The 18644-nt window shown below is 61.6% G+C and carries 14 protein-coding genes and 1 pseudogene; 7 read left to right on the forward strand and 8 right to left on the reverse strand.

What is annotated here, in order from left to right:
• The 3 genes and pseudogenes from KH208_RS06515 to KH208_RS06525 all read left to right on the forward strand — a co-directional run.
• Positions 1 to 366, forward strand: a pseudogene (locus KH208_RS06515) (Asd/ArgC dimerization domain-containing protein); the annotation flags it as partial.
• Between the two features lie 307 nt (positions 367 to 673).
• Positions 674 to 1567, forward strand: coding sequence for a flagellin (locus tag KH208_RS06520; RefSeq protein ID WP_291434868.1), 894 nt, complete (start codon positions 674 to 676; stop codon positions 1565 to 1567).
• An 883-nt stretch (positions 1568 to 2450) separates the two neighbouring features.
• Positions 2451 to 3344, forward strand: a complete 894-nt coding sequence (locus KH208_RS06525; RefSeq protein ID WP_291434870.1) for a flagellin — start codon at positions 2451 to 2453, stop codon at positions 3342 to 3344.
• Positions 3345 to 3453: 109 nt separating this feature from the next.
• On the opposite strand, the gene KH208_RS06530 is transcribed toward KH208_RS06525, so the two are convergent.
• Together KH208_RS06530 and rimO are read right to left on the reverse strand one after the other, a co-directional pair.
• Positions 3454 to 5124 (reverse strand): glycosyltransferase family 4 protein, encoded by a 1671-nt coding sequence (locus tag KH208_RS06530; protein WP_291434872.1) that lies wholly within the window; start codon positions 5122 to 5124, stop codon positions 3454 to 3456.
• Positions 5125 to 5161: 37 nt separating this feature from the next.
• A complete protein-coding gene (rimO, locus tag KH208_RS06535; protein ID WP_291434874.1) occupies positions 5162 to 6481 on the reverse strand; it encodes a 30S ribosomal protein S12 methylthiotransferase RimO in 1320 nt (439 codons plus the stop codon).
• A gap of 339 nt (positions 6482 to 6820) precedes the next feature.
• Between rimO and KH208_RS06540 the strand changes: the two genes are divergently transcribed.
• Positions 6821 to 9010 carry an EAL domain-containing protein gene (locus KH208_RS06540; RefSeq protein ID WP_291434876.1) on the forward strand — a complete coding sequence of 730 codons (2190 nt, stop codon included), beginning with the start codon at positions 6821 to 6823 and terminating at the stop codon, positions 9008 to 9010.
• A 109-nt stretch (positions 9011 to 9119) separates the two neighbouring features.
• On the forward strand, positions 9120 to 11342 hold the full coding sequence (locus tag KH208_RS06545; RefSeq protein WP_291434877.1) for an EAL domain-containing protein: 2223 nt from the start codon (positions 9120 to 9122) through the stop codon (positions 11340 to 11342).
• A gap of 50 nt (positions 11343 to 11392) precedes the next feature.
• Here the strand turns inward: KH208_RS06545 and KH208_RS06550 are convergent, their stop codons facing one another.
• The gene (locus KH208_RS06550) at positions 11393 to 11962 is read right to left on the reverse strand and encodes a hypothetical protein (protein ID WP_291434879.1); all 570 of its coding nucleotides are present in this window, start codon (positions 11960 to 11962) and stop codon (positions 11393 to 11395) included.
• A gap of 377 nt (positions 11963 to 12339) precedes the next feature.
• Between KH208_RS06550 and panC the strand changes: the two genes are divergently transcribed.
• Positions 12340 to 13188 carry a pantoate--beta-alanine ligase gene (gene panC / locus KH208_RS06555; protein ID WP_291434881.1) on the forward strand — a complete coding sequence of 283 codons (849 nt, stop codon included), beginning with the start codon at positions 12340 to 12342 and terminating at the stop codon, positions 13186 to 13188.
• Between the two features lie 139 nt (positions 13189 to 13327).
• Positions 13328 to 14500 carry a methionine adenosyltransferase gene (gene metK, locus KH208_RS06560; RefSeq protein WP_009303238.1) on the forward strand — a complete coding sequence of 391 codons (1173 nt, stop codon included), beginning with the start codon at positions 13328 to 13330 and terminating at the stop codon, positions 14498 to 14500.
• Between the two features lie 176 nt (positions 14501 to 14676).
• On the opposite strand, the gene KH208_RS06565 is transcribed toward metK, so the two are convergent.
• The 5 genes from KH208_RS06565 to KH208_RS06585 all read right to left on the reverse strand — a co-directional run bounded on the left by KH208_RS06565 (position 14677) and on the right by KH208_RS06585 (position 18171).
• The gene (locus tag KH208_RS06565) at positions 14677 to 15318 is read right to left on the reverse strand and encodes an ABC transporter permease (protein WP_291434884.1); all 642 of its coding nucleotides are present in this window, start codon (positions 15316 to 15318) and stop codon (positions 14677 to 14679) included.
• Positions 15311 to 16087: an ABC transporter ATP-binding protein gene (locus tag KH208_RS06570; RefSeq protein WP_291434886.1), complete on the reverse strand. Its 777-nt coding sequence runs from the start codon at positions 16085 to 16087 to the stop codon at positions 15311 to 15313. Before KH208_RS06570 ends, KH208_RS06565 begins: the two co-directional genes overlap by 8 nt.
• Complete coding sequence (locus KH208_RS06575; protein ID WP_291434888.1) at positions 16084 to 17001, reverse strand: glycine betaine ABC transporter substrate-binding protein; 918 nt, start codon at positions 16999 to 17001, stop codon at positions 16084 to 16086. The genes KH208_RS06570 and KH208_RS06575 overlap by 4 nt, the downstream gene beginning before the upstream one ends.
• A 14-nt stretch (positions 17002 to 17015) precedes the next feature.
• Complete coding sequence (locus KH208_RS06580) at positions 17016 to 17654, reverse strand: ABC transporter permease (RefSeq protein ID WP_291434889.1); 639 nt, start codon at positions 17652 to 17654, stop codon at positions 17016 to 17018.
• 106 nt (positions 17655 to 17760) lie between these two features.
• Positions 17761 to 18171, reverse strand: coding sequence for a hypothetical protein (locus KH208_RS06585; RefSeq protein ID WP_291434891.1), 411 nt, complete (start codon positions 18169 to 18171; stop codon positions 17761 to 17763).
• Positions 18172 to 18644 lie beyond the last annotated feature (473 nt).

Raw genomic sequence — 18644 nt, forward strand, 5'->3', positions numbered from 1 at the left:
AAGGCCGTGGGCGTGGTCATGCCTGAGCTGGAAGGCCGGATCAACGGCATGTCCGTGCGCGTGCCCACCTTTGACTGCTCTCTGGTGGACCTGACCTGTGAGGTGGAAAAGCCCTGTGACGCCGACGCCGTCAACGCGGCGCTCAAGGCCGCCAGCCAAGGGGCGCTCAAGGATAACATGGGCTTTTCCGAGGAACCCCTGGTTTCCATCGACTACAGAGGCAGCACCTATGGCGGCGTGGTGGACGCCCTGTCCACCCAGGTGCTGGACCGGACCATGCTCAAGCTGCTGGTCTGGTACGACAATGAAGCGGGATTCACCAACCAGTTGTTGCGCCTGCTGCGCATGGTGGGCAAGGACTGCTGAGCTTCATAGTGTTTTTGAGGTCAAAGGCCCCGCCTGTCATGGACAGGCGGGGCCTTTGACGTTGTATCGTTGACGGCGCGGCATACGCGCGGCAGGAAAAATTTGCCGCCCGCGCGCCGAAAAAGTCTGACTTTTTTCATCTTCATCAAAAATATAAAAAAATACACTAGGATGCAGGCAGGCAAAATTTGCCGCCGGCTCTAATCCATATCCGGAAGAATGCCGATAGGATTACAGGGGCGGAAGGACGCAGGGACGCGTCGGCATTGGGCGCCGCCCATGACATACAGCATTCATGGAGGAATGTATGTATATCAATCACAACCAGATGGCCTCCAACGTGGCCAACACCCTCACATCCCATTACGGCAATCTGCAAACCTCAACCAAGCGCCTGTCCACAGGCCTGCGCGTCAATTCCGCGGCTGACGACGCCGCCGGCCTGGCCATCCGCGAATTGATGCGCACCGACATCACGGCTCTGCAGCAGGGTGTGCGCAACGCCAACGACGCCATTTCCCTCATCCAGACCGCCGACGGCGCCCTGGGCGTCATCGACGAAAAGCTGACCCGCATGAAGGAACTGGCCGAACAGGCGGCTACCGGCACCTACGACTCCACCCAGCGCCTGATGATCGAGTCCGAATATCAGGCCATGGCTTCGGAAATCACCCGAATCGCCAATGCCACGGACTTCAACGGCATCCATCTGCTGAACGGCAACCTGTCCGGCAGCACGCACAACGGCGCGGGTCTCAGCGCCACCGGCAAGCTGAAGGTACACTTCGGCACGGCCAACGACTCGGCGGAAGACTATTATTACATTCAGATCGGCGCGAGCACCGCTTCGGCTCTGGGTGTGGGCAATCAGGCGACTTCCTACAGTACCACAGCCGACGCCCGTACGGTCTCCACCCAGGCGCAGGCCCAGAAGGCCCTGCTGGGCCTGACCAACGCCGTGGTCTCCAAGGACAAGATCCGGGCGCATCTGGGCGCCTTGCAGAACCGTCTGGAAAACACCATTTCCAACCTTACCACTCAGTCTGAAAACCTGCAGGCGGCTGAATCGCGCATTTCCGACGTGGACGTGGCCACGGAAATGACGTCATTCGTCCGCAACCAGATTCTCACCCAGTCGTCGGTGGCCATGTTGTCGCAAGCCAACAGCATGCAGCAGATGGCCATGCAGCTCATCGGCTAGGAAAAACTTCGTGGTGGAGGGAGACGACCCGTAACCGGACGTGCGGCAGGGGAGTGCCGCCCGACCGTAACAATGTGAGGGAAAACCCGGTCCGTAAACGGACCGGGTTTTTTGCATCCCGAGGCTTGGACATAACAGGCTGTCCCATGGGACAAAAAGCCCCCGCCAGAACGGCGGGGGCTCACGAGCCGGAGCGCTGGCCCGTGTGGAGGAGGACTTATTCCCCTGGTTGGCCCAATGGGCTTTGCCGGGGGCTGGACAGGCGTATTGCGCGGCATGGTGACCAGTACGCCGTTCTTGTTCGTGGCCGTGACGGCCTCCGCATCCGCGCGCATGGGTGTCACGGCCGGATCGTCCCGACGGGACGCGACCTCACAAGGCGCAAGCCTACGGCAGGGAAACAACACTACCGTTCATACCTGAACTCCTGTGAAAATCGTCCTATCTTATGGGTAATCATCCTGTTTATTGCGTCAAGAGGCTGTGGAAAAGTTTCAAAGCGGACGGCGTGTTCGCCCTTCCCGCCAAGCGGCAACAAGCGGGGGGTGAGGTTTCCGCTTGCGGTCTTCAACGCAGCGCAGCCCCTTTGCGCGCCATGCTTCCGACGCTCTTTTTGGCACGGATCATGCTTAATGCTGGATGCAGGTTTTTCAGGCATTTTTTGCCTCCCCTGACGCCACGAGTCAGGGAAGACAAGGGTTTTCCCTTGTAGGTTGAGGCCGCGCCCCTAATGCTTTCGGCTATTGTGCCGAAAGAACAGGCAGGCGCACTGGGGACAACATCATAAACCCTGCATGCGCAGGCATTGTGCGGCGGCAGTCCGCAAGGAAGCGGGCGTGCATAGTGCACCGCTGGGCAGACAGCACATTCATGGAGGAATGTCATGTATATCAATCACAACCAAATGGCCACCAACGTCGCCAACACCCTGACCGGCCACTACAGCGACTTGCAGACCTCGACCAAGCGCTTGTCCACGGGCCTGCGCGTCAATTCAGCGGCTGACGACGCCGCCGGCCTGGCCATCCGCGAACTGATGCGTACCGACATCACGGCTCTGCAACAGGGCGTGCGCAACGCCAACGACGCCATTTCCCTCATCCAGACCGCAGACGGCGCCCTGGGCGTCATCGACGAAAAGCTGACCCGTATGAAGGAACTGGCCGAACAGGCGGCTACCGGCACCTACGATTCCACCCAGCGTTTGATGATTGAGTCCGAATATCAGGCCATGGCTTCGGAAATCACCCGAATCGCCAACTCCACGGACTTCAACGGCATCCATCTGCTGAACGGCAATCTGTCCAGTAGCACGCACAACGGCGCGGGAATGACCTCCACCGGCAAGATGAAGATCCACTTCGGCACGGCCAACGACTCGGCGGAAGACTATTACTACATCCAGATCGGCACGAGCACCGCCTCGGCCCTGGGTGTGGGCAATCAGGCGACCTCCTTCAGTACCGCAGCCGACGCCCGTACGGTTTCCACCCAGGCGCAGGCCCAGAAGGCTCTGGTGGGCCTGACCAACGCCGTGGTCTCCAAGGACAAGATCCGGGCACATCTGGGCGCGTTGCAGAACCGTCTGGAAAACACCATTTCCAACCTTACCACTCAGTCCGAAAACCTGCAGGCGGCTGAATCGCGCATTTCCGACGTGGACGTGGCCACGGAAATGACGTCATTCGTCCGCAACCAGATCCTCACCCAGTCGGCTGTGGCCATGCTTTCGCAGGCCAACAGCATGCCGCAGATGGCCATGCAGCTCATCGGCTAGCCTGGTTGAGGGCGTGCACCGCACGCGCAGACCACATATCCCCGGGGGGCTACGCCCTCCGGGGATATTTTCGTCCGGCCCCAACTGGCGCAATCCGGAAAAGACGGCGTCAGCGGGGCTCTTCCACCCGTTCCAGCAGATCGTTCTTCAAGGCCCAGAGCAGGACAAAACGCGCCCCTTCAGGGCTGCGGCCCGGCGGACAAGCCCGGCGGATCAGTTCATCCGCCCGCACGGGGTGCCGGGCCTGTACCAGCAACCGGCGGAATTCCACGCCGTCCATGCACAGTTCCAGGCCGGGCCAGATGACGCAGAATTCGCGCCCGGCCCGCACGCGCTCGCCCCGGGCCGTGATATGCAGCCAGAGCGGGTCGCCGGGCAGATCCGCATCCGCGGAAAGCCCTGCGGAAGAATGGCCGGAAAACAATTCTCCGAGACGTAAAAAAGCCGGATGCCGGGCCGCGCGGATGCGTTTTTCCTCCTCCGCATCCAGAGGCTCCCGCCAGAGTGCGTCCCAGAAATCCAGCCAGCGCCGGATCACGCCCTCCCAGGTGAAGTTTTCCAGCACGCGCCGCCGGGCCGCAATTCCCATGCGGGCCCGCAGAGGCGCGTCAGAGATCAGGCGGCGCAGGGCTTCGGCCAGGGCCGGAACATCCACCGCCGTCTGCTGGGCCCGGAACATCTGGTGGATATTGTCGGGCAAAGTGTGGGCCAGGCGGTCCAGAAGGGGCGTGTCCGCCGGAGCCAGGCAGGGCGTCAGAAAACCGGTGACATTGTGCTCCACCAGATCCCGGTAGCCGTCCCAGTCCGAGACCACGGCGGGCAGACCCGCCGCGCCCGCCTCCAGCAGGGTCAGACCGAAACTTTCCTGAATATTGTCCGACGGCGACACAAAGATGTCAGCGGCGGCGAAAAGCGCGCGCACAGCCTCGGGCGCGGGATCGGGCAGCAGGCTGAACGGCACCTTCAGAGCCCGCGCGGCGGCTTCCAGGGCTTCCGGATAATGGTCGCCGGGGCGGGCTCCGCCGGACATGAGCAGACGCGGCCGGGCCGCGGGGTCGGCCTCCATGGCCCGGCGCAGGGCATAAAGCAGCGGCATGGCGTCCAGCTTGTCGTCCAAGCTTATTCTCCCGTGCAGCAGGCAGACGGCCTCCCCGTCGGCCAGGCCGAAACGCGCACGGGCCGCGCGGCGTGCCTCCGGCGTCGGTTCCGGAAAGGCTTCCGGGTCCACGCCCAGGGGGATGATCTCAAGCCGGGGCCGGAGCCAGGCCGGATTCAGGCTATAGCCTTCCCGCAACTGTGCGAAATAGCCCGCCAAGACCTTGGACGCGGCGCGCGATGTGGCTCCGATGGCGTCGCGCGCTGTGACGCCGGGCCAGATATGGGCCAGAAAGCGCTGGGCATAGTCAAGATAGCTGATGCTGTGATTGACGCTGGTAATGGGAAAGATTCGGGGGGCCAGGGCGTTGCGCAGGGCAGCGAGTTCCGGCTGCCCGGAAACAGGATCGGAAAGGTGAAAGCAGTGATAGGGCGTGGCCCGCAACGCGTCCGCCAGATCCTGGCGGCTGAAGATTTTCACGGCACCGCGCGCCGCGCCGGGCAGAGTGTCGCGCGCGGCAAAGGCCGTACGCAACGCGTCCGGATCGGTCACAAAAAAATGATATTCGTCAAAGGGATCAAGCCGCAGCAGGGCTTCCATAAAGCCTGTATTGGCCACCTTGCGGCCATACACCGCGCCGCCTTCCAGAAAGGGGTGCAGCGTGCCGAAAATGCCTCCGCCCATAATCTCTCCCGCCGCGTCGGTGAATATCGCCCCGCGCTCAGGCCAGCGCCGTCAGATCGTACTCCGTATTCTCCACGATGTCGCACTCCACCAGCGCGCCGGGGGTCACGCCGGGACCGCTGACATAGGTCATGCCGTCCACTTCCGGGGCCTGGAACCAGACCCGGCCGCTGTGCAGACCCGGCCATTCCGGATGCGGCGCGTCCACCAGCACGGGCAGGCGTTGCCCCACGCGCTCCGCCAGCAGGCTTTCGCTGATGCCCGCCTGGATCTCCATCAGCGTGGCGCGGCGGCGCTCCCTGGTCTCTTCCGGCACCTGATCCGGCAGTTCGGCGGCTTTGGTGCCCTCTTCCGCCTGGTAGGCGAACACGCCCAGATTCTGGAAACGGCATTCCTCCACAAAACGGCAGAGGCTGTCGAAATGCGCTTCGCTTTCGCCGGGATAGCCCACGATAAAGGTGGTGCGCACGGCGGCTTCCGGCAACGCGTCGCGCACCCGGTCCAGCACGCGCCGGGGATCACCGGCAAAAGGCCGCCCCATGCGGGCCAGTACCTCCGGGTGGGCGTGCTGAAGGGGGATATCCAGATAAGGCAACAGCGGGCCGCCGGATTCCTTCATAAAACGCAGCAGCTCAGGCGTGACCCCGCTGGGGTAGAGATAGAGCAGGCGCAGCCAGGCCAGGCCGTCCAGGGCCAGCAATCCTTCCAGCAGATGCGGAAGGTTTTTCTCTCCGGCCAGATCCGCGCCCCAAGCCGTGACGTCCTGCGCCACCAGCACCAGTTCGCGCACCCCGCGCTCCAGCAGGCCGCGAGCCTCGGCCAGCAGGCCGGGCACGGGTTCGGAGCGCAGGCCGCCCCGGATGGACGGGATGGTGCAGAAAGCGCAGTTGTGGCGGCAGCCCTCGCCGATCTTGAGCCAGGCATAGGACGGCCCGGTGGAAAGCAGGCGGCCTCCGCTCCCGGCCCCTTCCGGCAGATTCAGGGCCTGCGCCAGCATGGCCGGCCAGTCCGCCAGATCTCCGGTGGGCAGCCAGAGGTCCACCTCGGGCAGCTCCCGGGCCAGTTCCTCCGCGCCGTAACGCCCCACCATGCAACCGGCCACGGCCAGCAGGGGTTTGTTCTTGCAACGGGCCAGCCGGTTCACGGCGTCCAGCACGGCCCGCACGGACTCGCGCACCGCCGGAGCGATGAAGCCGCAGGTATTGATGAAGACCAGGCGCGCACGGCCCATCTGGGTCACGCTTTTGACGGGCAAGCCTAAGGAACCCAGCAGACGTTCGCTGTCCACCCGGTTTTTGGGACAGCCCAGGCTCAGGGACCAGACCGGCAGGGCTTTCGTTGGGGTATGGGTGCTCATCGCCGCATAATACAGCGGCCGCGCCCGCTTGTCATCCGGTCCGCGCCCGGCGCGCGGGGCAGGCACACCCCATCGGGAAAAAGGAAAACGGCAGAGAAGGGGCTTGCTCCGGCAAAAGGTTCTGAAGGGATGTTTTGAAATCAACCCACCATACATCTTGTTAATCCGGTGGCCGACATGCTAGTCTTTTTTGCCATTGGAACAAAAAGACACGGCGATCCTTCCGGCGGCCCCTGTCCTGTTGCCAGCCGCTGTTTCCCGAATATGCGCTGAAGGACGGCCTATGAGAGAGAGAGAGAGAGAGAGAGAGAGAGAGAGAGAGAGAGAGAGAGAGAGGCCATGAGGTCGTATGCGCCGGATAACCCGGCTGCGGCGGCCGTGGAAAGGCGTTATGCCCGCCTGTTGAGCAATTTCTACGACCAGATCTACGAGCTGGATTTCAACGCCGGGTTTTACCGTTCCGTCTTTCAGAGCGGCGCAAAATTCTGCGCCCCGCCTGAGGGTCGCGGCCTTGCCGCCATGCTGGAAGCGGCCGCCGACACCCTGATCCATCCCGAGGACAAGGCCGACTTCCGGCAGATGTTCCGGCGGGAGGAACTGCGTCGCGCCCTGGCGACCACCGGCAGAAGCACGGGCGCCGAATACCGCAAAAAATGCCTGGACGGCAGCTACCGCTGGGTACGCGTCATGGTTTTCCCTTTCGACGAGAGCGGGCTGGAGCGATATCTGATCTGCTTTCAGGATATCGACGGCTACAAGCACCTCGGCGCCAGCACCCGCGAAAACGTTCTCCTGCACCTCCAGAGCCTGGATTATCTGCGCTACAGGGCGATCACGGAACAGACGCGCAGCCTGGTCTTCGAATGGCGGGACCAGACGCTTACCTATGTGGACGCCACGATTCCCCGGCTGCTGGCCGGCAGCTACGACGGCCGGCATCTCTTTGATCTCTGGCGCGAGGACAGCGTCCTTTTTTCCGAAGATCGCGCCGTATTCGAAAACTTCCTGCGCGCCCTGGCCGGCAGCGATCCCTCCAGCGCGGTCACCGTGCGCCTGCGCCGCAGGACGGGCGCATTCACCTGGTACGTCGTTTCCTGCACCCGGATCGACAATACCGCTACCGGCGCGCGTTATGTGGGCAGCATCCGGGATGTGGACAAGGCCATCCACACAGCGCGCGCCCTGCGCCAGCAGGCGGAATACGACGACCTGACCGGCGCCTGCACCATGCCCACCTTTCTGGGAAAAACCGAACGGCTGTTGCGCAAAAATCCGGATGCGCCGCGCCATATCGTGCGCTATGACGTGGCGGGCTTCAAATCCATCGACGAACGCTTCGGCCAGGAAGAAGGCAGACGCCTTTTACGGGCCATCTCCTATCTGACCAAGGAGAACCTCTCTTCGGACCGGGAGATTTTTGCCCGGCTCTCCGGCGATATCTTCCTGGCCTGCCTGGAGGGCGACCACGAGCGCGTCTGGGAATTCATGGAATGGCTGCGCTGCGGCACAGCGGAATATACCAAGTCCTACCGGCCCGAACTCTTTTTCGGCGTCTGCCGGGTGGACGACCCGGCAACCCCGGTGCGCGAGATCTGCGAGCGGGCCTATCTGGCCCTCAAGTCCGTCAAGGGCAGCGGCATGGCCGACTATGCCTTTTATGACGACGAGTTGCGCAGCCGGGTACTGGACGAACTCTTTATCAAGGACCAGATGTACACGGCCCTGGCCGAAGGCCAGTTTGTGGTCTACCTCCAGCCTAAGGTCGAAATATTCAGCGGGCGCATTGTGGGGGCCGAAGCCCTGGCCCGCTGGCGGCATCCGGAACGCGGCCTGATCCCGCCGAACCGTTTTGTGCCTTTTTTCGAACGCAACGGCTTCATCATCCTGCTGGACGAGTACATCTGGGAAGAGGTCTGCAAGCTGCTGCGCTCCTGGCTGGACAAGGGCTATCGTCCCTTGCCCGTATCCATCAACGTCTCGCGCATGCACTTCAACGACAACGGTTTCTGCGACAAATTGCGGGCCCTGACCGACAAATACCGCCTGCCCCGGCATCTGCTCGAACTGGAGCTCACGGAGAGCGCCTTTTTTGAAAATGAAAAAATCCTCCAGCGGACCATGCGCAGCCTCCAGGAGGCCGGTTTCGCCTTTTCCATGGACGACTTCGGCACCGGCTACTCCTCGCTGAACACCCTGCGCGCCCTGCCTTTCAATACCGTCAAGCTTGACCGCGCCTTTGTCAGCGACAGCACGGACAATCAGCGCGGCCAGATTGTGGCCCGCAATACCATCGTCCTGGCCAAACAGCTCGGCATGCGGATTATCGCGGAAGGCGTGGAAACCGTGGAACAGGCCCTTTTTCTGCGGAACATGGGTTGCGACCAGGCCCAGGGCTTTTACTACTCGCGGCCCATGGACGCGCGGGAATTTGAAACCTTCAGCTTTGTGCACGGCAAGTGCTTCTGGGTGGATCCGCGCCTTCAGGCCCGCCTCCCCGACGCGGAAAGCAACGAAACCACGGACGAGTAAAGCACGCCGCTACGCGCCCGGATTGCCAACTGCCTGCGGGAGTGCTAAAAAATCAAACGGAAGTCTCCTGTCATGAGCTTCCAAACGCCGACCGCGTCAAGGATGCGCAATGGAACAGCGGGTTCAGACATCGGCCGCGCCGGGACCGGCGACGGACGAGATGGAGCAGGCCCGCTACAACTGCGTGCTGCGCAGCATCTTCGGCGAAATCTTTGAAGTGGATTTCAGCGGCGACAGCTATCGTCTGATCCACATGGGCGATGTGCGCTTCTGCCCGCCGCCGCCCGGCATGGGTCTGGCCGCCACCCTGCGGGCCATCGCCGAGACGCTCATCCATCCTGAAGACCGGGGAATTTTCCTGCGCGTGCTCAATCCCAAGGCCCTGCACCAGGGAGAAAATCTCAAACAGGGCTATGCCTCCGGCGACGTGCGCAAAAAATGCCTCGACGGGCAATACCGCTGGGCGCGCTTCACTGTCTTTCCCTTGGCCTGCGCCGCTTCCGGCCGCCCCCTGCACATGATCTGCGTGCAGGATGTGGACGAGCAGAAACGCGCCGTCGGCCTGGCCCGCGAAAACGCCCTGCTCCAGCGCCGGCGTCTGGACGAACTGCGCTACAAGACCGTGCTGGACCACACCAATACCCTGGTGTTCGAATGGCGCGACAATCAGCCCACCTACACCTCGCCGCACATTCCGCAACTGCTGGCGGGCAATTACAACGGCCGCTGGCTTTTTGACGTCTGGCGCGAGGACAATGTGCTTTCCCCGGAGGACGGGGGAATCTTCAAGGACTGCCTGAACGCCCTGGAGCAGGGCGCCTCCTCCGGCGAGATGACTGTGCGCCTGCGCCGCCGCGACGGGCGCTTCATCTGGTGCAGGGTCACCTATACCTGCCTGGCCGACCCGGACCTCGGCATCCGCTACATCGGCACCATCAGCGACGTGGACGAAGTCACCCGGGCCACGCAGGCCCTGCGCTTCAGGGCTGAATACGATCCCCTGACCGGCGCGTACAACATGCAGACCTTTTTTGAAAAGGCCGACCTGCTGATCCGCCAGGGCGACGGTCCCCGTCATATCGTGCGTTTCGACGTGGCGGGCTTCAAGGGCATCAACGAAATGTTCGGCCTGGAGGAAGGCGACCGCCTGCTGCGGGCCATTGCCCATCTCGTGCGCGAACAGATCGACAAGCGGCGGGAAACCTTCGCTCGCCTGTCCGGCGACGTGTTTGTGGCCTGTCTCGCCGGCGACCGCGATCGGGTCCGGCGTTTTGTGGGCTGGCTCTCGCGCCAGTTGCGCGAATATACCCAGTCTTACCGGGTCATGCTCTTTTTCGGCATCTGCCCGGTGGAAAAGCGCAGAACTCCGGTGCACGTGCTCTGCGACTGGGCCCATCTGGCCCTGAAAACCGTCAAGGGCAGCGATCTGACCAACTATGCCTTTTACGACGGCGAGCTGCGCGCCCGGCTGCTGGATGAAAATAATATCAAGGACCAAATGCACGAGGCTCTGGAAAAAGGCCAGTTCGTGCTCTATCTCCAGCCCAAGGTGGAGATTTCCAGCGGCCGCATCGTGGGGGCCGAGGCCCTGGCCCGCTGGCGGCACCCCACGGACGGACTGATCCTGCCGGGCCGCTTTGTGCCGCTGTTCGAGCGCAACGGCTTCATCGTCCGTTTTGACGAGTACATCTGGGAACAGACCTGTAAAATGCTGCGCCTCTGGCTGGACAAAGGCTACCGGCCCACGCCCGTGTCCATCAATGTCTCGCGCATGCACTTCAACGACGACCATTTCAGCGGCAAGCTGCTGGCCCTGACGGACAAATACCATTTGCCCCGGCATCTGCTGGAACTGGAACTCACGGAAAGCGCCTTTTTTGAAAGCGAAAAAACCCTGATCCGGGTCATGAACGACCTTCAGAAACAGGGATTCGTTTTTTCCATGGATGATTTCGGCACGGGCTATTCCTCCCTGAGCACCCTGCGCGCCCTGCCTTTCAACATCGTCAAGCTGGACCGCACCTTCATCAGTGACGGCACGGACAATGAACGCGGCCAGATCGTGGCCCGCAACACCGTCACCATGGCCCGCCAGCTCAAGATGAAAATCATCGCCGAAGGGGTGGAAACCGTGGAGCAGGCGCGCTTTCTGCTCAGCATCGGCTGCAATTACGCCCAGGGCTACTATTACGCGCGCCCGGTGGATCCCGAGGAATTCGAAGTGCTCAGCTTTGTGCAGGAAAAAGCCTTCTGGGTGGACCCCAGCCTCCGGGAGGAAGCCCGCCGCCTGAACCTGCCCCTGGGCCTGAACGCTCCGGACCGGGAATACTGAACCGCCGCGCCGCCGGAGTAGCTGCAAAAATTCTGTCGTGTTAACAGATCCTAAAAAGGCAGGCGCAGCAGACGCAGGCTGTCGGGCTGGATATAGAGCAGACGGCCCTGGCTCACGGCCTCGGGCCGGGTGACGAAACTGCTCTTGCGGATGTTCAGAATGGCTTCGGCCTCATGGCTGCAATCAAAGAGGTGCAGGATTTCATCGTCCATGCGGTCGGCGGTGGTCCAATGCCGGTTCACCGGCGGGCCCTCCGGGGTCAGGCTGCGCAGAAAGCGAAAAATGACCGCGCGCCCGCGCTCCGGCGCGAGCCATTCCCGGCAGGCGCGCCAGAGCTCGTCCACCGTGGGCCGCTCCTCCGGGGCAAAGGGCCTGCGCACCTCCAGGGGAAAGGCGCGGCTCTGCGCCCGCAGCATGCCGTCCACCAGATTGAGATAATCTGTTTCCTGATCCAGCACGGCCTTGAAAGCCTCGGGCGCACCGGCCAGGGCCAGCAGGGTTTCGTTGAGAATGTCCCGCGCCTTAAGCACCCGGATGCCGTGGGTCAGGCGCAGAGCGTTGAGCACCGCGTAAATGGCGCAGAAGGTATCCAGTTTGCCCTGATAGAACGGTTTGACCATGCAAGCCTCCGCGCATTGTTATGCCCGCAAGCCCAAGGGGGGTCAAGGCGGACATGCCGCGCGCCCGGTCAGGACGTAGTTGCGCCAGCCTTCCTGTAGCTTTGCGGTTATTTTACAAAATCCGCCTTGCCCGCACGAAAAAATCGCCAATTTTGCAAAATTCCCGCAAAAGCAGCCCACGCTCACTTGCCGATTGTGTCGGCTGCGTTCGCGGAAAAAGGAAGGCCCATTTGTCCAAAATCAGATGGATATCCGGCAGTCAATATGGACATGCGATGGCACCGCGCGCCCGGAGCTTTCCCGGCCTGTTTTCCTTTACAAGCCTGGTGCGCGCATGTATAAAAGGACATTCATCAACTATATCACAATACCTTGATATGCAGATATTAACCGATCCCCAAGAATTGGCGGCCCAATGCCGGGCCTGGCACGCCCAGGGCGAGGACATCGCCCTGGTTCCCACCATGGGTTATTACCACGCCGGGCATGAAGACCTGATGATCCACGCGCGCGGCCTGGCCAAGCGCCTGGTGGTCAGCCTGTTCGTGAATCCCGCGCAGTTCGGCCCCGGCGAGGATCTGGAAGCCTACCCCCGCGACGCCAAGCGCGACGCCGCCATTGCCGAAAGCCGCGGCGCGGACGTGCTCTTCATGCCCGAGCCGGGCTCCATGTACGCGCCGGACCACGCCACCTGGGTGGAGGTGCCGGAACTGGCGAAAGGCCTCTGCGGCCAGAGCCGACCCATCCATTTCCGGGGGGTCTGCACCGTGGTGCTCAAACTTTTTATGCTCACCAGGGCCGATGTCGCCGTATTCGGCCAGAAGGACTGGCAGCAGCAGGCCGTCATCCGCCGCATGGTCCGCGACCTCAATGTGCCCACGCGCATTGAGGCCCGCCCGACGGTGCGCGAGGCCGACGGCCTGGCCCTGTCCTCCCGCAACGTCTATATGACCGCCGCGGAACGCGCCCAGGCCCCGGAAATCCGCGCGGCACTGCTCTACGCTCAAAAGCTGGCGCGGGAAGGCGAAACCAGCGCGGCACTGCTGCGCGAGGCCGTGCTGCGGCGCTGGGCCGAGCACCTGCCCCTGGGCCGTCTGGATTATCTTTCCATTGTGCATCCCGAATCCATGGCCCCGCTCAGCGAGGTAAACGGCCCGGCCCTGATGGCCTGCGCGGTGCGCATGGGCAAGGCCCGGCTCATTGACAATATTCTGCTGCGTTCATAGGGCCTGTTCTGAATTTTCCCCTTTTGGCTTCCGGCTGCATCAAACCCGTTTTTCTTGCCGGAAAGCCGAAATTCCTCAAGCTGGGGCAGGCCGGAATCAAAGCATACCGTTTTGAGTTTATTTTCATAAGGAGAACAGCATGCAAACCAAGGGCAAATACTTTTTCACCTCCGAATCCGTGACCGAGGGGCATCCCGACAAGGTGGCCGACCAGATTTCCGACGCCGTGCTGGACACCCTGCTGGCCCAGGACTCGGAAGCTCACGTGGCCTGCGAAACCCTGGTGACCACGGGCATGGCCGTCATTGCCGGCGAAATCAGCACGCGCGGCTATGCGGACCTGCCCAAGGTGGTGCGCGATACCATCAAGAACATCGGCTACAACAGCTCGGAAATGGGCTTTGACTGGCAGACCTGCGCGGTGATTTCCTCCATCGACCATCAGTCGCCGGACATCGCCCAGGGCGTGCTGCGCACCAAGCCCGAAGATCAGGGCGCCGGCGACCAGGGCATGATGTTCGGTTACGCCTGCAATGAAACCGCCACCCTGATGCCCGCGCCCATCTACTGGGCCCACCAGCTTTCGCAGCAGCTGGCCCGCGTGCGCAAGGACGGCATCGTGGACTTCTTCCGCCCGGACGGCAAAACCCAGGTCTCCTTCGAGTATCAGGACGGCAAACCCGTGCGCATCAACAACGTGGTGGTTTCTACCCAGCACGCGGCCAGCGCCAGCCAGGGCGAAGTGGCCGAAGCCGTGAAAAACGAGGTCATTCGTCCCATTCTGGGCCCCTCGGGCTATTTTGACGAAAAGGACTGCGAAATCTTCATCAACACCACAGGCCGCTTCGTGGTGGGCGGCCCCATGGGCGACTGCGGGCTTACCGGCCGCAAAATCATTCAGGATACCTACGGCGGCAGCGGCCATCACGGCGGCGGCGCATTTTCCGGCAAGGACCCCTCCAAGGTGGACCGCTCCGGCGCGTATATGGGCCGCTACATTGCCAAGAACGTGGTGGCCGCCGGTCTCGCGCCGGTCTGCGAAGTGCAGATCGCCTATTGCATCGGCGTGGCCCAGCCGGTGAGCGTACTGGTGTCCTCTCAGGGCACGGGCGACATCCCGGACGAAATCCTGACCAAGGCCGTGCGCGAAGTCTTTGACCTGCGCCCCTATTTCATCAGCAAGCGACTGAATCTCAAGCGCCCCATTTACGCCAAGACCTCCTGCTACGGGCATTTCGGCCGCGAGCTGCCGGAATTCACCTGGGAAGCCACGGACGCGGCGGCAGACCTGCGCACCGCCGCCAAGGTCTAGGCTCAGCCTAGCGCGGCGGCATCGTCTGTATTGAAAAATTGAAAAAGGTCCACGGGTCAGGGACGGCATCCTTCGCCGCCCTGGCCCGTGGACCTTTTCATATCGGAAAACAACAAAACGCTTTTCCCGCAGGGCGTCTCCGGCCCCACGTCGGCCGGTTCCTCAACGCGCCCGCTTCATACGCCGTCTTTCGTTCCGGGAATGGTTACGGCCACTTTGTTTTCCAGCCACAGCAGCAGATGGTTCGCCCCTATGGCCAGACAGGCGGAAAGCAGCGCTCCCCACATGATTTTATACATGTTCATGGAGCGCAGGCCGTCAAACAAAATGCCGCCGAGGCCGCCCGCATTGATGGTCGCGGCGATGGTCGCTATGCCGATGGTCGAAACGGCGGCAAGGCGAAGTCCGGCGAACAGGGGATTGAGCGACAGGGGCAGGCGGATTTTGTACAGCACCTGCAACGTGGTCATGCCCATTCCGGCGGCGGCCTCAAGCATTGCCGGGTCCACCCCGCGCAGACCGGCAAGAAAATTGCGCAGCAGCACATATTGGTTGTAGAGGATGAGAACAATGATCGCCGTGGTCTTTCCCAGGCCGGTGGCGGGAATGAGAATGGCGAACAGCGCCAGGCTGGGAATGGCGTAAATCACGGAAAAGAGGTTCACCAGAAAGGCGGACCAGACTTTTGAATACATGGCGGTCACGGTCAAGACCGCCGCCACAGCCAGCGACAGCCCGAGAACAACGGCAACCATCCACAGATGCTCGAGAAATGCCCGGCCAAGCGTGGCGTACTGGCTGAACAAATAGTCAAGCATCGGCAAAGCCTGCCCAGAGCCGTTGCTGCTGCCGCGCGGAGCCGACAAGGGAGGCCACAAAGTCATCAGCCGGTTCCCGGATGATATTCATCGGCGTGTCGAACTGACAGACCTTGCCCTGGTTCATCACAACCACCCTGTCTCCCAGCTTGACGGCCTCGGCAATATCATGGGTGACAAAAAGGAATGTTTTTTTCAGGCCGCCGTGCAACCGGAGCAATTCATCCTGAAGATTGTTCCGGGTTATGGCGTCAATGGCGCCGAACGGCTCATCCAGAAGCATGATTTCAGGATCCACCGCCAGCGCGCGGGCAAGTCCGACCCGCTGCTGCTGGCCGCCGGAAAGTTGCCCTGGGTAGCGGGCGCGGAAGAGGTCCGGCTCCAGGCCGACCAGACGCAGCAGTTCCTCCACCCGCGCCGCGATGCGCCGCCGATCCCACCCGAGCAGCTCGGGGACCGTCGCGATGTTCCCGGCCACGGTCATGTGAGGAAACAGACCCGCCTGCTGGATGACGTAACCGATGCGCCGCCGCAGCTTGATCACATCGACATCCCGCGCGTTCTCGCCGAAAAGATAAATGGACCCGGTGTCCGGTTCATACAGCCGGTTCACCATTTTCAAGAGGGTGGTTTTGCCGGAGCCTGACGACCCGAGAATGGTGATGAACTCCCCCTCGTTAATGGAAAGATGCACATGATCGACGGCAAACGGCCCGGAGCGGCCGAAACGCTTGCTCACGCCGTCAAATAAAATGGCGCATCGGCTCACCGCCCTTCTCCGCCGGGTTGCGGTTGTATTCCACGGTAGAACTCCTTCGCCACATCCGCGATCTCCCTTTTGTCCACATCCACTTGAGCGTTGAGCGCGGTCATGGCGGCGGTGTCCAGGGAGGCGCTTATCCGGTTCAGGATGCCGGCAATGTCGGGATGCGCCGCCAGCACGTCGGCTCGAATGACCGGAGCCAGGTAATACGGCGACCACATCTGCCTGTCGTCCCGCAGAAGCGTGAACTTTTCGGTGTCCGCCAAACGGCCCTCGGTGGTATAGGCGGGAACAAGATCAGCCTCATCATCCAGCAGAACCTGATACTTCAGGCCGTTGTCGAAAACCCGCGAAGACTTCCAGCGGAACGGCCCGTACACCTGCTCCAGGCCGGGCAGGCCGTCGGCGCGCTGGTCGAACTCTCCCTGGGATGCGAAGCGGATCTTGTGGGCATTCCGTTGCAGATCGGAGATGGTGGCTATGCCGAACTCGCGGGCCACGGATGTTTTCAGGGCCAGACCCTGGCTGTCGTTGGCGCGGGACGGCTCAAGCCAGACCAGGTTGAAGCGCCGGGCATACTCCCGTTTGACCGTTGCGTATACCCGCGCGGGGTCCGCCATGGCTTCCATTTTCAGCACCGTCAGCAGGCCCGTCCCGGTGTATTCCGGATAGAGGTCAATCTCGCCGTTCACAATGGAGGCATGCACCACCGATCCCGCAATGGCAAAAACGCGCTTTACCGTATACCCGGCGTCTTCAAGGGCGAGGGCATACAGTTCGCCGACGATCAGGTTTTCCGTAAAATCCTTGCTTCCGACCCTGATGGCCGTCCCTTTTGTCTCGCCGCCGCACGAGAACAGCAGCATCCCCGCCGCGAGAATTCCCATCGCCGCCAAGGCGGCCTTTTTCCAGGTTTTCATGCTTTCTCCCGCTCTCATGCCTCTCTGTACCGGAACAGCGCTTTGCCCAGGACGGCGAACGTCAATCCGCCGGCCAGCGAGAGAACCGCGACGGAGAAACCTCCGATGAGAAGCAGATCGATTCTGTTCAGGCCAAGACCGGTAAAAATAATTTCGCCCAGTCCTCCGGCCCCGATTTTCGCCGCAAGGGTCGCACTCGCTATTATTTCAATGACAGCGATTTTCACGCCTGTCAAAATCATGGGCATAGCCAGGGGAAAACGTACTTTCCGCCAGACCTGCCGCCGGGTCATGCCCAGCCCCGCCGCTGTTTCCAGCATGCCCTGCGGCACCCCGTCCAGACCGGCAACGGTGTTCAGCAGAATGGGCGGTATGGCCAGCAGCACAAGCGCGGCGGTCGCGGGCATGAATCCCGTGCCCATGACCGGGATAAGCAGAAAAAGCACCGCCAGGCTCGGAACGATGCGAAGTGTCTGAAACACGGCGAGCAGCGTTTTTTTCAGACCGCCATACCGCACGCACAGGTACCCGCCGGGAACGGCAATGATCAGCGCGACGGCGAGGGACGCCGCGCTGATCAGCACGTGTTCCCGCACGGCGGACCAGAAAGCCGCGCTGTTGGCCATGAAGTATGCCAGTATCGTCTGACGCATGCGGCCCTCGATGTTTTTAGGCGAAAGACCGCGCCACCGCGGCACATTGATAAGTATTCCAAAGTCGTTTTCTTCCGGCGTTCCGGCTTGCCGTTCCCATTGAGAACTACTTTTTACTCTTCTTTTTGCGGGTCAATTTCACTTCGCTTTCATAACCCCATTTTCCGGCCTTACAGCATTCACACTTGAAATGCTGTAACGCCGAACACGGTGAAGCGCGCCGCGAAGACCGACCCGACGGGCGGCCCGTAGGGCCGTGCCTGTAGTCCAAAGGGCGTACAGGCATCGAGAGCAACGCGGCGTGGATTCCGGCAAAGCGACCGAAGACAGCCCTTCGGGCTGTCCCCGTTGGCGGCAACGGAGCCATACGGGAATCGACAGCAGCGATAAGCGTGCTTTTTGCCGGAATGACCCCTTTGAACTGTGTAATTTCAAAGGCAATCCGCTCTGGAATAACACGGAATACGCCGCATACTTTCTTTGTAATGCTGTTGTTACGCCTTTTGTTCGCCAACATGTTTCCGTTCTTCTGTAAACACAGAAGCATCCTCTCAGGATTGAGAACATAATATATATCGCATATCAAATTTTGGCAAATCAACAACCGAGATTATCTCGTAATTTCAGGATAATGCGGATTCCTTCCTCGATTACGGGCCATATCAAATTTTTGCGCGCGAGCATTCCGCGCGCCGGAATCCCCCGGAGACCGCCTTTACCCGCCTCGGCCTTTCCACATCATCTCTCTTCTTCCGTTTACGGTCGCCTCAAAGAGAGCTGAATAAGACCGGCGGCACGTAAGTCGGCAAAATCCTGTGCCGACCCGCGCGGCCATGCAATGTCACAGGCGCTTGTTTATACATGACGCGCAACGCGTCCGGCGCGTGGAATCAGGGCAGACGCATCTAAAAAAGTCTTTATTCCCCGATAGATCGGAGAACGAGCAAAAAGGGGCGAAGCCACCTTTGCTCCGCCGGAGCGAAGCGCAGG

Source organism: Desulfovibrio sp., assembly GCF_018379785.1.
Classification (GTDB): domain Bacteria; phylum Desulfobacterota; class Desulfovibrionia; order Desulfovibrionales; family Desulfovibrionaceae; genus Desulfovibrio.

Excerpts from the sequence above, each read along its gene's own strand:
- KH208_RS06520 (WP_291434868.1), top strand. The coding sequence starts at position 674 with ATGTATATCAATCACAACCAGATGGCCTCCAACGTGGCCAACACCCTC.
- KH208_RS06525 (WP_291434870.1), top strand. The coding sequence starts at position 2,451 with ATGTATATCAATCACAACCAAATGGCCACCAACGTCGCCAACACCCTG.
- KH208_RS06530 (WP_291434872.1), bottom strand. The coding sequence starts at position 5,124 with ATGGGCGGAGGCATTTTCGGCACGCTGCACCCCTTTCTGGAAGGCGGC.
- rimO (WP_291434874.1), bottom strand. The coding sequence starts at position 6,481 with ATGAGCACCCATACCCCAACGAAAGCCCTGCCGGTCTGGTCCCTGAGC.
- KH208_RS06540 (WP_291434876.1), top strand. The coding sequence starts at position 6,821 with ATGAGGTCGTATGCGCCGGATAACCCGGCTGCGGCGGCCGTGGAAAGG.
- KH208_RS06545 (WP_291434877.1), top strand. The coding sequence starts at position 9,120 with ATGGAACAGCGGGTTCAGACATCGGCCGCGCCGGGACCGGCGACGGAC.
- KH208_RS06550 (WP_291434879.1), bottom strand. The coding sequence starts at position 11,962 with ATGGTCAAACCGTTCTATCAGGGCAAACTGGATACCTTCTGCGCCATT.
- panC (WP_291434881.1), top strand. The coding sequence starts at position 12,340 with ATGCAGATATTAACCGATCCCCAAGAATTGGCGGCCCAATGCCGGGCC.
- metK (WP_009303238.1), top strand. The coding sequence starts at position 13,328 with ATGCAAACCAAGGGCAAATACTTTTTCACCTCCGAATCCGTGACCGAG.
- KH208_RS06565 (WP_291434884.1), bottom strand. The coding sequence starts at position 15,318 with ATGCTTGACTATTTGTTCAGCCAGTACGCCACGCTTGGCCGGGCATTT.
- KH208_RS06575 (WP_291434888.1), bottom strand. The coding sequence starts at position 17,001 with ATGAAAACCTGGAAAAAGGCCGCCTTGGCGGCGATGGGAATTCTCGCG.
- KH208_RS06580 (WP_291434889.1), bottom strand. The coding sequence starts at position 17,654 with ATGCGTCAGACGATACTGGCATACTTCATGGCCAACAGCGCGGCTTTC.
- KH208_RS06585 (WP_291434891.1), bottom strand. The coding sequence starts at position 18,171 with ATGTTGGCGAACAAAAGGCGTAACAACAGCATTACAAAGAAAGTATGC.